A 13,854-nucleotide genomic window follows, 5' to 3' on the forward strand; every position below is an offset into this window, starting at 1 on the left:
AATACGAACGCGCACGACGGCGTTCAGCACCCGAGGTACGACAACCCGTGAACTCCACACCGCCGCGCGACGCGATGAACCGCTACCTGAACGACAAGGCCAACGACGTAACCGACTCCACCCTCTCGAACTACGAAACGACCCTGCGGAAGTTCGTCGGCTGGCTCGAAGACGAGGACCTCACAAACCTCAACAACCTCACCAGCGACGACATCCAGCAGTTCAAGGAGTGGCGACAGGAGCAGGTCAAGACCATCACGCTCAAGACCGACATGACCTGCGTGAAGGACTTCGTCCGCTTCTGTGAACACATCAACGCCGTTCCCAAGGACCTGCGGATGATGGTCCGTATCCCCAAACCCGATGACGCCGAGGAGGTAGCCGACGCCGTGCTGACGAAGGACGAAGCAACCCAAATCATCGAGTACCTCAACAAGCACGAGTACGCGACCCTCCGTCACGTCATCGTCCTGCTCCTCTGGAAGACCGGGATGCGTCGGAGTTCCCTGTACGCGCTCGACACGGACGACTTTGAGGACGGGAGCAGGCCCTACCTCCGCGTTCGTCACCGTCCGGAGACCGAGACCCCGCTCAAGAACAAGGGCAAAGGCGAGCGCGACATTCGCATCAGTGACGAAGTCGCCGCGGTCCTCCGTGACTACTTCCGCTTCAACCACCCGGGCGGCGAGGACGAACACGGACGGACGCCGCTGTTGATGTCGAGCCACGGGAAGCGGTGCGAACCGACGACGATTCAGCGGAACATCTACACCGCGACTCGACCGTGCCACTACACCGGGGAGTGCCCGATGAGTCGCGACTTACCGGAGTGCGAGGCGACCTCCTACAACACCGCGAGCAAGTGCCCTGCGTCGGTGAGTCCGCACGCGCTCCGGCGCGGCTACGTTACCGAGGCGCTGGACATGTCCCGCGAGGTGATGGACAAGCACTACGACAAAGCGACGAAGAACGAGCAGATGGAGCGACGAGAGGACTACCTCGTGGACATCTGAGCCAATAGTCACCTACACCTCGTGAAAATGAGTAGAGCGCCATCTCTTTACCATTTCTTCGGCGAAAACAATGTATGTCCGAGTCTGACGGAGAAGACAACCTCCCTACACGGCTCAAAATACCGGATTCTTTTACCGAGGAGTTTGTCGAAAAGAACGAAGGGAGCCTCAGAAGGTCCGAAAACGTTCAGATTCTAATAGCCTTAGGTGTTCTTGGACTTACGGGGACCTTAGTTGCACAGAATCTGATTTCCTTTCCTCTATTAGAGGGGGCTTCCGAGTCTGAGTTGGTTCGGTGGGGGTTCCGTTTCTTAGTCTATGCGACAATCGTATTTTTGGCCGCTAAACTCGTGACTTCGGCCTTCTACCCAAGCAGCAAAAATCGAGGTTTAGTAGCATTACACGAGTGGGTCGAACCGTTCATCTATGTTTTTTCGACCTCGGTTTTCGGGTTTCTTGTGGCTGTGATAGTATTGATACAGAACACTTTCCTCTCCCTCAGTAATTTGATAGTCCTTCCACTCGTGGTAATTCCGTCCCTCATAATGGCAGGGGCATACAGTAGAAAGAGAAGGGCTGCGTATGAGCGGTTGCGGGACGCAAAAGCAGACGAGGTCAAGTTCCGACTTCTTTGGAATTTGTTTATTGAGGAAGCGTGGGGTACTGGAATGGATGAAGACAAACTCGTCAATTGGACAGCGACAAATGAATCAGAGAAGCAGATTCGTAATGTCTTAAATGAGATGGTGTCAGATGAGGGCTCTCTGGTCCAGAGAGAAGATGGAAAAATCAAACTCACAGACAAGTATGAGGCAGTCAAACGTCTGAAACATAATGGGGTCCCCGAACCAGAATTGAGACAGATTGTCCCTGATTATATGAAGCCATCTCCGACAGCCAACCCGGAGAGTGATGATGAAACTATCTTCTACTGTCATTCTTGTAAGAAGCATTTCGCTGAGAGTGAAATGAGTCCCCTACAGGTGGAAAATCGGGAGTGTCCAGAGTGTGGTCAAGGTATGGACCTTCACGCAAGTCCAAGAAGTCGGAGAGAAAGATAGACATCTCCCCAATTCACGATGAATTGGTGAGGTCTCTATTCATCATCTTCTACATCTGCGCTGAGTACACGGTTGTAGGAGACAACAAGATGTGTCGTTCCAAGTACAATAAATCCAAGAACGAACAAACCGGCATACGCACCTAATTCATACAAAATTGGCAAGTCCGCATTTGCTATCCGAAGCGCATTACCCCCAAGGACACCTCCGGTAATTAGAGCCAATACTTGCTCAAGCAGGTCAAGTCCGTCTTTCTGCATCTCTGCTTGTACGCGATTCCAAATAGATTCATCAGACATCTTACCACCCTCAGATTTGTTTGACGATGTTCAGGAGAATCAGCGCAAAAATCCCAAACACACCAACGTAGACGATGAGTGTTATACCACTCGACATTAAGTTAGTTACAAGAGATGTATCAGCACCAGCCATAATGGCAAGTACCCCTGCTCCTACGACCAAAATTAGCGCGGCGGAGATGGCTTCCCCGATGTCTGTCATCAATTAGTTATATTGAACAGTCCATCTTAAGCCTATTTGACATCAGGTGGTGTAATTCGATGACCCCCCGACAATCTACTCCGTATCAAACCGTCTCTCTAACTCTCCCTCGATTTCTTTGAGGACGGCAGTCGCTTCGTCGAGAACCTCTGTGTCCGATGCCGTTCCGTCAGCGTCGCCGAGCCGTTCCCGGGCGACCTGCGTAACAATCCCCCGAGTAATCGTGATTGCCTCGTCGGGAGGTACGGTGAACAGGCCGCACTCTGGATGCTGGTTCGGCCCGAGCGTCTTTGTCAATCGGACCCGGATAGGTCGGTCAGACATAGAGCCGACCACCCCTCCGGTTCGATGCAGTCACCCAAACGGAGTTGCTCACTTTCTGCTCTGCCCCGGTCGCTCCCCGAGTTCGAGACCTCGAAGCCAACCCCTGCCGAAACCTCCGTGGCTTGGGTTGCGTTGAACTCTCGTTCTCAATCCCTGCCGAGTGTCTCCAGTCGTATCGACCCGATGAGCGCCACCGCGGTTGCTCCGGTCTCGGGGCAGTTCCCGAGACGAACCTCTCTTTGCCTCTGTACATACGCTGTGAAGCAAGCCGACGATAGTAACTGCTCGGGAGAATCCGAACGCGCGCGTTTTTGATTACTCCGTGAGCGCGGCCTCTGCCCTCTTGCGGAGCCCCCTCGCTTCGGTTCGAGCCGACGGGGACCTCGTTTCGTCGTCTTCTATCTCGCTCATCTCGTCGAGCAGAAAGGCCGCCTCTCTCGGGGTGAGTTCCATACACTCACTACGATTCGAGAGGGCTTAACCGTGAATTTCAATTCTTTGAATACAACTTCTAAAAGGCCCGTTCTCGGGACTCTCGTGTTCTAATAGAGAGTGTAAACCCATCCTCTCAACCAACGTGTTCTAAGAGAGCGTACTGTACTCCGGGCGGTCATCGAGTTTAAACACGAGTTCTAAGAGCGAGTTGCCACGGAGAGTAGATACCCTAAGAGTGGTAACCTTAGAGAGAGCGACCCCCTCGAAACATGAAGTTCAGAGGGCCGGTCGGCGACGGCCAATGCGCACGCGCCTTGGCCCCGACTTCACGGCGAGAGGAGCCATACCGCCAGAAAGCGCAGTCAAACGGGGAGGACTGTGAGCGGATTCCCCTGTTCTCGGAGGTCTACCAGAGGGAGGGGTTGGGGGTTGGAACACCAGTCGGCAAGGCACGCGCGAAATTTGGTAAGTTCGCCTCTCTATTGTGGTCAGATTTGACTGCGTTTTGTGGAATTTGTCAGAAATAAGAATTATGCGCTAACTCTCCAAATGATTAGAGCGAGAGAACTTACAGAGACCAGATGTTCAGAGCGACTTCCGCGAGTTCTGACGTTCGCTCTTGTATGGTGTCGAGGTTCCAGTTGTCGTAGTTCTCACCGACAGCCCGAGTCATAGCGATGTCTGATGAGGCATATTCGTTCTTTTTCGTCTCGAACGGGTCGTTACTCGCACGGATGTTTTTGTCCGATTCGAGGAGGGTAAGATTCCCGAGACGGTCTCGGTGCTGTTCAAACGTCGCCTGTGTCGTATTCAACGCCGTAACCCACGCGCTGTGACGAGTGGCGGTGTATGCGGAACGAGGAGCGATGTGCTCGATGTCATAATCACCCATCCGGTCTACGTTCCCGTTGTAGTGGACCTCCTCGATTCGTTTGAGCATGTACCTCGTTCGGTCATTGAGTTTGACCCGCTTGTTCTCGATACCAGCCCTAAATTCGGCATCACTCGGGTACTTGCCGCGAAGGTATCCTCGCATCTCTTCTATAGGGTCGCTTTCGTTGAATACGGTCGAGCAGAGTTCGGAATAGATGCGGTCCAACTGCCCACCAGTCGCGTAATTGGCGACTTTCCACCGGACCAAGAACCGCTCAAGAACACCGAGTGCTTCCATAACCTTGTTCGGGTTGTCAAATTCTTGGAAGATACGGAGAAGAAGCGTACGAGCCTGAACAGACTTGATGTAGTGTAAGTGTGTCAGTTTCTCGTTGATGGCCTCGTTTCCTCCGTGGTCGTATCGGTCAATGTCTGCGTTGGCAATCTGTAGATACAACTCGGACTGGTTGGCCGCGTCAGCCAGATAGGATTCGAGCGTAAGGTCGTCTGAGCCGCGAACGTCGCTGATGATACCTTGGAAGGTGTCGTAGAGTTTGTAGTCGGAAACGTCGTCGGGATAGTCCGGGGCCGGTGCCGACATGATGTAGTGACGGAAGAACCGGCTCGGCTTGTTGAGGTGTGGAACCGTGTTGTCAACTGTTGTCTGCCACGATTGCTTGACCGCCTCGTAATCAACATCGTCGTCTTGTGCGGCGATACTGAAGATGTGGTTCTTCATCAGGTCAACCGAGGAGAGTTCAAGCCCCCGTTCGTTCAGGGTCTCGAACAGTCGGAACGCCGACTGCTCCTCAGTACACTCGATTGAGACGAGAGTGACTGAACTCAGCAACCGCTTTCTGAGGACATCTGTTTCATCAAGGTCTAAACCGTGAATCCGTGAACCGAAAAATTCGAGCGCCTCGTTCAGAGTCTCGTTGTCCACCTGACCGAAGTTACAATTCAGAATCGCCGAAAACGAGTCGTTGTCGTACCGACTGAGGGTGAGGTTCTGATACTCTTGCTGGTCGAGGTCCTGCTCGAAGAGGTATTCGTTTCGAATCGCGTCAGCCTGTCCGCTCTCCCCCTCATCGAGATACTTCTGGCGCATTACGGCGAGCATCGTAAGCATGGTCGCCATCCGCTGTTGGCCGTCTACAACTTCGAGCCGGTCCAGTTCGTTCAGTCCGGAGGAGCGTTCGATGACTACGATAGAGCCGAGGAAGTGTGTGTCACCGTCGCGGAGTGCTTGGAGGTCTTCCCACAAGGCACGCCACTGTTCTTCGCCCCACGAATACTGGCGTTGGTAGTCCGGAACAGTGTAGCGATAGTTCCGAGAAAGAACGCTCTCAACGGTATCCTCGTTAGCAGAGATACCGAGACTTCCGCTCATAATTTTTTGAAAACAGGTTTCGGTAATAGGTATTTCTGTTGAATATTCTCTTGAACCCATAGGTTGTGGTTAAGCAACCGCCACTCCGGACTTCTGTGCCTGCGTTAGAAGGAGAACAGTTCGAGGTAGAGGTTAGGACGGAAGAGCGTGTTACTGCTCCGGAACGACGTATTCCGTCTTGATTTCGCCGTCGCGCTCGAAGTTAGCGAACTTCGTCTTCGGGTCCATTCGAAGGAGGCGAAGGTAGTGGTAAAGGTCCTGCGCTGACGCCGCCGAATTAACCCACAGCACGACTCCAGCGACACCAGCGACAACACCGTCAGCGACGAGCAGGGCTCCTATCGAGAGAAGCCCAATGGCGACGAACGGTGCGATGAGCATCAGCATGTTTTTCCAAACCGGAATATTCGTCGAGAGCGCGACTACACGGGGGTTCTTCACTCGCCACATCTCGTCGAATCCGAAGTCCGGGTTCAGATTGAGGTAACTGGCGACTACGTAGTGTATCGCCTCATGAATCGGCGTCACAATGCCATAGAACAGGATGGTGAATCCGATGCCGGCTATTGCGACACCTGCGGCGAGAGCGGGGAGTACTGACAGTCCAATTTCGGCGGCGAAGTCGAGCCAGAGACTGACGTACGCATCCGCCCCAACCGCGATTGGCTGAACGGTGCTTATTCCGAACAGTCCGGTCAGTATTACCCCGAGAACGAAAACGGCGCGTTCGCTACGATTGTACTCTTTCGGCTCTGTATGACCGTCGGGAGGCCAATATTCAGGCATACATAAATTAGTCGTCAATCAAATAAGTGCTTTGGGGGAACATACCACGATTACTCAAGTGTAGAATCAAATGTTGGATAGCGCTATCTATCGACCCTCGTTGAACTTCCAACCTGTGGATGAATCTTTAAGACACATTGACTGGAATCAAAGGCTATGTCTGGCGCATCCCTTCGTGACCTCCACGAAGCGATTATTTCAACCCATAAGGAGATTCGCCAAGAGGGAAGTGAGTTTGACTTTCGTTACTCCTTGGTAGACCACCTGTTCACCGATACGCTTGATTGGTCACGAACAGAAGGAGAGGGTCATGTCAACTTTGAGGATGACCGGAAAGACCTGCTATTCTACGACGATAGTGAACCTCCGTTTCCGGTCATCGTCTGTGAAACGAAACGGCCTTCTCACGAACTTGACCTCGATGACGTTGAGCAGTTAGAGACGTATATGAATGGGGTCGGGAGCGCGAAGTACGGGATTCTCACTAACGGCCACGAATTCCGACTCTATGAGTACGTGTCCGAGGATGACACGATTAGGGGCGTCGATGGATTTGATGTAGACGCGGTAGCCACAACAGAGTTTGAGAACCTATCCGAAGGACAGCGGGATGCTTTGGCCGAACTCGAATACCTCCACCGTAGCCGATACGTAGATTTCGGCGATGCTGAGTACTTCCGCGAGACGTATCAAGAAGTCCCCGTTCAATACCAACCGGGTACAGACGACGAAGGGTACGAACTGTTTTTGGAGGCTATCAAAGATTCACTTGACGAACTCACAGATGTTCTCGTGAATTTCTTCGAGGACTACCGGAGCCGCGAAGGAGACTCCTATCCAAAGGAGTTCTTGGACTCCACGTTTCCTGACTGGAAGGAGTGGCGCGAATACACGGGGCGGAGTGACAACGCGAAAGAGGTGTTCTGCCGGGAGACTGCGTACATCATCCTCAACCGGACGTTATTCGCTCGTATCGCAGAGGACAAGGAAATTGTGGGGCATACACGCTTGTCCTCTCGTGGGATGGCCGACGAGCTGGAACTCGATGAGGCCCACCCGTATCTTGATGCGCTTATGGACACCTACGACCGCATCGATGACCACTACCCCGACCTCTACGAACTCGGTATCTTTGACTGGTGGTGGGTGGGCAAGGACAAGAGGGGACAGTTCTCGAAGACAGAGCGGCGAAAGCAGCGTGACCTCGAAGACGACCTCAACTACTCGTTGAGCAAGGTTCTCAAGCGACTCAATCGATTTAATTTCGAGTACGTTAACAGAGACATTCTCGGTCACGTCTACGAAGATTACCTCCCCAAGCAGGAGCGTAAGGAACTCGGGGAGTACTACACGCCGCTTGAAGTCGTACAGTTTATGCTCGACTCAGTAGATTACAGTTCGAATGAGGGTATTGGGCGAAAGAAGGTTCTCGACCCTGCTTGTGGTAGTGGGACGTTTCTCACTGAAGTTACCGAGCGTCTCATCCAGCACTTCTTACAGAAGTTCAACAAGACCAGCGTCCATGAGTTAGATGCAGAGGAGGCCCGTACGATTCTCGAACGAATTGAAGAGAACGTCTACGGAATCGACATCAATCCCTTCGCGGCACACATCTCGCAAATCAACCTCCTGTTTCGGACTATCGACCTATACGACAAAGTTACCGAGAAAGACCCGTACTACACAATGGACGGGTTTGAGATTCATGTTGCCGACACTCTCACCCCGACCCTTCGAGAACAAAAGAATGGAAACTCAGACGAAGATACGATGCAGTCTGGTCTGGAACAATTTGCCGACTACAACGGTCGAGCAAAAGCCTTCATCGAGGACCGCAACGCCGTAGACCAAATCAAAGATGAGGTCGAGTTCGATGTCGTAGTAGCGAACCCTCCCTATGTTCGTATTCAGAATATTACTGGGATGAAGGATACCTATTCAACTCATTACGCCAGTGCAGTAAAAAACTTTGACATATACGTTCCGTTCATCGAGCGTGGAGCCGAATGGCTAACTGATGACGGAAAACTGGCGTACATCTGTCCCGACCGACTCGTAATGGCAGACTATGCCAAGACAATTCGAGACAAACTGGTTCAAGAGCCGATTACCAGCCTAATTGATTTTAAGGAGGCAGATGTCTTCGATGTTCCCACCCCTTACCCTTGTGTCTTCACGATTGACCGAGAGGAAACTGTAGAAGGTAATACGGTTCGATGTGCGCGATTCGCTGAAAAGAACGATGGGGCCTTAGACGAGATTAGATACCTCAACCAATGGGAAACACCTGATGAGGCCGAGGGTTACGAACTATTCGAGTATCCGCAGGCTCAGTTAGCCGAAGACAATGAGGGAACACCAGCCATCTGGAAGCCGATGCCGGAGAACGAGCGAGAGGTCTTCGACAAGGTGGAACGTCGATGTGAATCCCGACTCAAACAGGTAACGGATGCAGTTTTTCAGGGAATCATTACCGGACGTGACAAACTTTTCGTCGGAAAAATAGTCGAAGAAAATGACGATGGAACTGTGCAATTTAATCCACCAGAGAGCGACAAGCAGTTCCCTGTAGAAAAGGACCTCGTGCGTCGACTGTTGAAGGGTAAAGAGATAGAAAGGTGGAAGACTGATTGGAGTGGCCGTTGGGTGATTTTCCCATATGAGGTTTCACACGGTAATGCAAGAGTTCTAACTAAAAGTGAATTAGAGACTGAATACCCAAAAACTTGGGAGTTCTTCCAAGCACACGAGAGCAATCTGAAAAGTCGAGAAGGTGGGAAGTGGAAAGACAAAGAAAACTGGTGGGCGTTCAGTCGTAAGCAGAACATCGAAAAGTTTGAGCGGGACAAAATGATGGTCGGCGTCCTGCGACAAGAACCCTCTTTCGTTCCGGATACAGAGGGTCGTTATTACTTCGTGGGGGGTGGTACTGCTGGAGGCTACGGTATTCATCTTAAAGATGAAGTTGCGCATACAGACCAGGACGTTTTCTATTTCGGAGGACAGATGAACTCGAAATTGATAGAATTCTATCATAAACACATCAGTTTCATTTTCAATGACAAGCACTACTCCTACGGTCAAACCTTTCTTGAACCTCTCCCGGTTGAGATAGACTGCGACAAGAAGGATGAAATTGCACGACTTGCCAGAGAGATACGAGATACCTTGGAACGAGTTACTGAATTAGAATACAAGACATCTAACATTACTAATTATACGACAGATTATGATTTAGATTCAACTATTCTTGACATTGCCGACTCTATCGACCTTTCGGATGATGACTATCGACAAGACCCGATTCGGACCAACGACAAGATGACGGTGAGTTCCGAGAAAGTCTATCAGGTCGTTCTGAAGCAAGGACACGCTCTGGAGTTCACCGACGAGCAGGTTCGGGATTTCGTATTTAATTTCTTGAAGTCGCAAGACAAGCGTCTCGGTCGCCCTGAACTGATTAATATGGAAGTTCCCACCCAAGAGGATGTAGTGACTCTAATGAATGAGTATGAATCCGATGAGGCTCGCATTGAAGAACTGGAACAGGAAGCCGAACAACTACAAGACGAACTGGACGACGTAATTCTACGAGAAGTATACGACCTCAACGAGAGCGATGTGTCAGTGGTAGACGGGTTCTTGGAAGTCTGGTAGTTGTATCCCTCTGCGCTCATAGCCGAATCATATACCACGACAAGTCTCACGCCGTGCCGTCCAGTCCGTGTTTGAGAGCAACCTCGTGGACGACGACGTGTTCAGCGTGCGCGTCGAGCGCGGCGGCGACGCCGTCTACCTCCCGGTGGGTAATCTGTTCGTGGAGGAGCCGCGCGTCGTCGAAGCGGGACACGCGGTGGCGCGGAAGTAGCGTCGGTCGCTCTACCGTCGGGGCGGTTAAATACTACCAGAATTATATAATACCTGTTCTTCTGACTATTGTATGTTTGCGAGTTCGTAAAAACTGAGCAGGTCCCTTGCTCAGTGGACCGCCGTGAACAGACTATTCGTAAGGGGGGATTTAGGGGGGTTTCCAACACGGAGAGATTCTAACTCTGTGGGTAACCAACTACTGAGAGTGTAGAACTAACGAGTACCGAACAGAGAGTAGCGATACGATGGTGTACGAGACTTGGAGCGCTCTGGACAGAAGCGCATCAAGCAGAGCACAGACAAAGCGTACTGTGCTTCTCGGGGCCTCATCGGATGTAAACTCGCGTTCTGAACTCGTGTAGATACTCTCTGTGAGACCTGCTCGAAACGGCTCGGAGAGCGAGCCGGATGAAGTATCGCTTGAGTCGTCCCGCCACGTTCCAATCAGACGCACCAGATTCGCCCGTGAGACGTTTTGTTGGTGGGGGTAAGGGGATTGGTCTCGATTGAGTTCAAATGCGTCTCAGAGCGCCACAGAGCCTCGTGTCCAATTTGGCAGTCGAACAACGTGGCAGAGGATTTCAGGAATTTATTCTATATTTCTGGTATATTCAAATTTTGTATTGTCTCCAGACATATTTCAGACGGGTCAACCTATGCGGTAGTTGTTGAAACTCCCACGAAAACGACAGATGCGGCGAATACTAATTCCGACAGAGTGGGAAGGTGGCGTCTGCGGTCGTAGAACCCTACCCTCCCTATATAAACCATTTACCTTTCATAGGAATAGAGAGGGAGAACTGACCCTCCCTATATAAACCGTTGTGCTTTCATAGTAGTGAGGAAGCACAGGCGACGAAGAAGGGGCGGCCCGCGGGAAGGTGAGGAGAACAATCCCTCGCTTCGATGTGGGTCGTAACCGTAGGACGGCGCTCGGGCTGAAGCCTGGGCTGAAATGTGGTGCGTTCCCGACCGCGCTGAATTCGACCAGCGAAACGGGGGACTAAGACCGATTGTCCGTTTGTAGGTGGGTCGTGTCTACCGGGCACGACCCGAAGCGCCTCTGTCGTGGGGTGGTGGGCGGCCTCGCACGGAGAGCAATCCGAGTCGCAACTCGGGGCGCTCGACGACGTGCGTGCGACGCCAGCGAACTCTACGCTGGTTTCCAACGCGGGACTGACAGCCCTTTGGACACAGCCCGAGACAAAGCGCACGCAACTGAGGACAATACCCGTTACTGGGAGGAGATTGCAGTTGTGTATTGACCCGAAGGGTCACTTCCCCCTGTGAAAGCACGCTGTGAAATCCAGTATCGTGAGCAAACGAAACCCCATCGCGTTCCGAACCGATGAGGCCCGGCTGGTTGACTTCGCGTTCGTCTGTGTGTTCGTATTCACAGCGCGCGCTGTACCAGCGGTGTGAAAGGCTCCGTTAAGAGCGACTTCACACCAGCGGCGTCATCGGATTTTAACCCGCTATGACTACCGAACATCAAATCTTCATCGACGTACCGGATGGTGAACAATACGATGAACTTCAGCGCATCAAACAACAGCACGGGCTGACGTGGCGCGGTCTCTTGCTACAAGGCGCGAACCGTATTGACGAACTGTAACACCGTCGCTACTCGTGTAGTGACGGCGACCCTCCATAGACTTCTCTTGGAGGTCTCCCCGCTATGACTAAATACAGAGACAAGCAGATACTCGAAGAATTGTACGTGGACAAGCAAATGACGATGGGCGAAATTGCCCGCGAGTTCGGATGTTCAACTCCGACCATCAAACGGTGGCTCGACTGGCACGGTATCCAGACGCGAAACCAAGCAGGAAACGGAAAACGACCGTGGCACAGCAAGGAACTGCTCAGGAAGTTACACGTCGAGCAGGGACTTTCTGTTGGTAACCTCGCCGAGCGATTCGGCTGTGACGACTGGACGGTCGAATACTGGCTCAGGAAATTCGAGATAGACGGACGCGAGCCGCCGGCTGGTCTATCAGATAGTCCTCCGACCAATCATTACTGGAGAGAAGACGGATACGAAGTCGTCTGCGCTGACCAGTTCGAAGTTCGCATCCACCGTCTCGTCGCTATTTCCGAGAACGGCCTCAACTTCGTGGAGGATTGGAGTCAGTATCACGTCCACCACAAGAACGGAGTCAAGTGGGACAATAGACCCGGAAATCTGGACGTGGTTACACCGGAAGAACACGGACGGATTCACAACCCGAAAACGAGGGAGAGAGCAACAGCGACGTAGCGGACTTCAGCGACTACAGCCGACATCCACGTACGCTTGTAGGAGAATACGCTTCGCTTGTTTGTCCCCGGCCTTCGAGACGGCCTCGTAGAGGCGTTCCACCTCGTCCTTCGAGAACGTCGCGAACGCCTCCGGCTCATCGGCTTCTTGCTCGTCGGCGTCGCTATTCGGGGAGGCCGCAGCACGACTACTCACGACACCAACGATGTTCTCGTCATCGTCGAGTTCGACGACTGGGAAGTCATCCGGCTCGTGGACCTTCGAGGCGTTCTGCGGGTGGTTCTTCCGCCCGGCGACCTGCCCGAGATGAATCAGCACCCCCTGTTTTCCCTTGAACGGCACGCCACAGTACGGGCAGAGCCGAGCCACGCTCTCGACCTCGCGCTCTGCCGGGTAGTCCACCTCAACCTCCTGCGTTCCGGCTTCTTCGAGGTCGTCGAAGGAGACATGGTCTGGAATCTCTCCCGAGTCGCCGTGTCCGTCGCCGACACTTCGGAGGACGTGGAGGTGCATCCCGCGGGCCAACTTCTCGGCGTCGCACCCCTCAACGGGACACTTCACGACGCGCTCAGCGTTCCGGCTCGGTTTGTCGCTCACACGACCACCTCGCAGACGACGGCGTTCTGAATAGCGGTGCGCTTTTGAGCGGCTGAGTTGTTGCTTCGCATGGCTTTCTGGTTCCACGGAAGGCCACCGTCCGGCGTCCCACCGCCGGGCGATTTCCAGCGCCCCGAGGGGACGGTGTCCTTCTTGATACTACCTAAGACGGCAGTAATCATATAGTTACCGCCTTTGACGGAACTGTTAATGTGAGAAGCCCCGAACGTGGAGGTATGAGTGACGGCTCGAAACCGGGACCGAAGCCGAAGGTGAGCGACGAGGAGATACTTCGCCTGTTCCGCGAGAGTGCCGACCCCGTGCTTTCGACTGGAGAGGTGACCGAGGAGGTTCCACTGAAGCGGCGCGCGACCTACGACCGGCTGGTCGCGCTCGACGAGCAGGGAAAACTCAACTCGAAACAGATTGGCGGGCGAAATACCGTCTGGTGGCTGGCTGAGACGGACGAGGGATAGTCGGACAAAGACTCAGCCCATCTTTCGCAGAGCCTCTCTGCGCGCTTCGATGGACGCCGAATCGTCGTCCGAGCGAGCCTCCTCCCGTTGCTCGGAGAGCCACTCCGCCTGATGCTCGCCGACGGTCGCGTCGATGATTTCCCGTTCGATTTCTCGTTGCTTGTCTCGGGTAGTGGCGTACCCGTGTATCTCGATGAGTTTCGCAACGTGGTCTACGTCAAAGGGCGGGTCTGGTTCAGGCATGCCTGCGTAACCCCCTACGAGCCGC

Annotated in this window: 15 protein-coding genes; 6 read left to right on the plus strand and 9 right to left on the minus strand. The window is 53.1% G+C overall.

Going from position 1 to position 13,854, the window contains the following annotated elements; translation table 11 throughout:
* Positions 1 to 47: 47 nt before the first annotated feature.
* A complete protein-coding gene (locus EXE44_RS15520; protein ID WP_241991842.1) occupies positions 48 to 1,013 on the plus strand; it encodes a site-specific integrase in 966 nt (321 codons plus the stop codon).
* A gap of 74 nt (positions 1,014 to 1,087) precedes the next feature.
* On the plus strand, positions 1,088 to 2,074 hold the full coding sequence (locus tag EXE44_RS15525; RefSeq protein ID WP_137706630.1) for a hypothetical protein: 987 nt from the start codon (positions 1,088 to 1,090) through the stop codon (positions 2,072 to 2,074).
* Positions 2,075 to 2,109: 35 nt separating this feature from the next.
* On the opposite strand, the gene EXE44_RS15530 is transcribed toward EXE44_RS15525, so the two are convergent.
* From EXE44_RS15530 to EXE44_RS15550, 6 genes are all read right to left on the minus strand, one after another.
* Positions 2,110 to 2,373, minus strand: coding sequence for a hypothetical protein (locus EXE44_RS15530; RefSeq protein WP_137275746.1), 264 nt, complete (start codon positions 2,371 to 2,373; stop codon positions 2,110 to 2,112).
* Between the two features lie 10 nt (positions 2,374 to 2,383).
* Positions 2,384 to 2,575, minus strand: coding sequence for a hypothetical protein (locus EXE44_RS15535; protein ID WP_137717895.1), 192 nt, complete (start codon positions 2,573 to 2,575; stop codon positions 2,384 to 2,386).
* 75 nt (positions 2,576 to 2,650) lie between these two features.
* Positions 2,651 to 2,872 carry a hypothetical protein gene (locus tag EXE44_RS15540; RefSeq protein ID WP_137694974.1) on the minus strand — a complete coding sequence of 74 codons (222 nt, stop codon included), beginning with the start codon at positions 2,870 to 2,872 and terminating at the stop codon, positions 2,651 to 2,653.
* A gap of 342 nt (positions 2,873 to 3,214) precedes the next feature.
* Positions 3,215 to 3,352, minus strand: a complete 138-nt coding sequence (locus EXE44_RS20850) for a hypothetical protein (protein WP_199241226.1) — start codon at positions 3,350 to 3,352, stop codon at positions 3,215 to 3,217.
* Between the two features lie 550 nt (positions 3,353 to 3,902).
* Positions 3,903 to 5,597, minus strand: a complete 1,695-nt coding sequence (locus EXE44_RS15545; protein WP_158293468.1) for a DUF262 domain-containing protein — start codon at positions 5,595 to 5,597, stop codon at positions 3,903 to 3,905.
* Between the two features lie 150 nt (positions 5,598 to 5,747).
* A complete protein-coding gene (locus tag EXE44_RS15550; protein WP_137706597.1) occupies positions 5,748 to 6,383 on the minus strand; it encodes a DUF3267 domain-containing protein in 636 nt (211 codons plus the stop codon).
* Positions 6,384 to 6,539: 156 nt separating this feature from the next.
* On the opposite strand from EXE44_RS15550, the gene EXE44_RS15555 reads away from it, so the two are divergent.
* Positions 6,540 to 10,040, plus strand: coding sequence for an Eco57I restriction-modification methylase domain-containing protein (locus tag EXE44_RS15555; protein ID WP_137706596.1), 3,501 nt, complete (start codon positions 6,540 to 6,542; stop codon positions 10,038 to 10,040).
* 67 nt (positions 10,041 to 10,107) lie between these two features.
* Positions 10,108 to 10,251 (plus strand): hypothetical protein, encoded by a 144-nt coding sequence (locus EXE44_RS20280; protein WP_158293469.1) that lies wholly within the window; start codon positions 10,108 to 10,110, stop codon positions 10,249 to 10,251.
* A 1,395-nt stretch (positions 10,252 to 11,646) separates the two neighbouring features.
* Here the strand turns inward: EXE44_RS20280 and EXE44_RS21110 are convergent.
* Positions 11,647 to 11,811: a hypothetical protein gene (locus EXE44_RS21110; protein WP_158293470.1), complete on the minus strand. Its 165-nt coding sequence runs from the start codon at positions 11,809 to 11,811 to the stop codon at positions 11,647 to 11,649.
* 120 nt (positions 11,812 to 11,931) lie between these two features.
* Here EXE44_RS21110 and EXE44_RS15560 point away from each other — a divergent pair, with 120 nt between their 5' ends.
* Positions 11,932 to 12,513, plus strand: coding sequence for an HNH endonuclease (locus EXE44_RS15560; RefSeq protein WP_137694988.1), 582 nt, complete (start codon positions 11,932 to 11,934; stop codon positions 12,511 to 12,513).
* Between the two features lie 6 nt (positions 12,514 to 12,519).
* On the opposite strand, the gene EXE44_RS15565 is transcribed toward EXE44_RS15560, so the two are convergent.
* Positions 12,520 to 13,110: a hypothetical protein gene (locus tag EXE44_RS15565; protein WP_241988376.1), complete on the minus strand. Its 591-nt coding sequence runs from the start codon at positions 13,108 to 13,110 to the stop codon at positions 12,520 to 12,522.
* A 236-nt stretch (positions 13,111 to 13,346) separates the two neighbouring features.
* Between EXE44_RS15565 and EXE44_RS15570 the strand changes: the two genes are divergently transcribed.
* Positions 13,347 to 13,586, plus strand: a complete 240-nt coding sequence (locus EXE44_RS15570; RefSeq protein WP_137706595.1) for a hypothetical protein — start codon at positions 13,347 to 13,349, stop codon at positions 13,584 to 13,586.
* 12 nt (positions 13,587 to 13,598) lie between these two features.
* Here the strand turns inward: EXE44_RS15570 and EXE44_RS15575 are convergent.
* Positions 13,599 to 13,854, minus strand: a 256-nt coding sequence (locus tag EXE44_RS15575; protein ID WP_206750388.1) for a hypothetical protein, incomplete at its 5' end; no start/stop codon positions are given.

The organism is Halorubrum sp. SS7 (genome assembly GCF_005435055.1).
GTDB lineage: Archaea > Halobacteriota > Halobacteria > Halobacteriales > Haloferacaceae > Halorubrum > Halorubrum salinarum.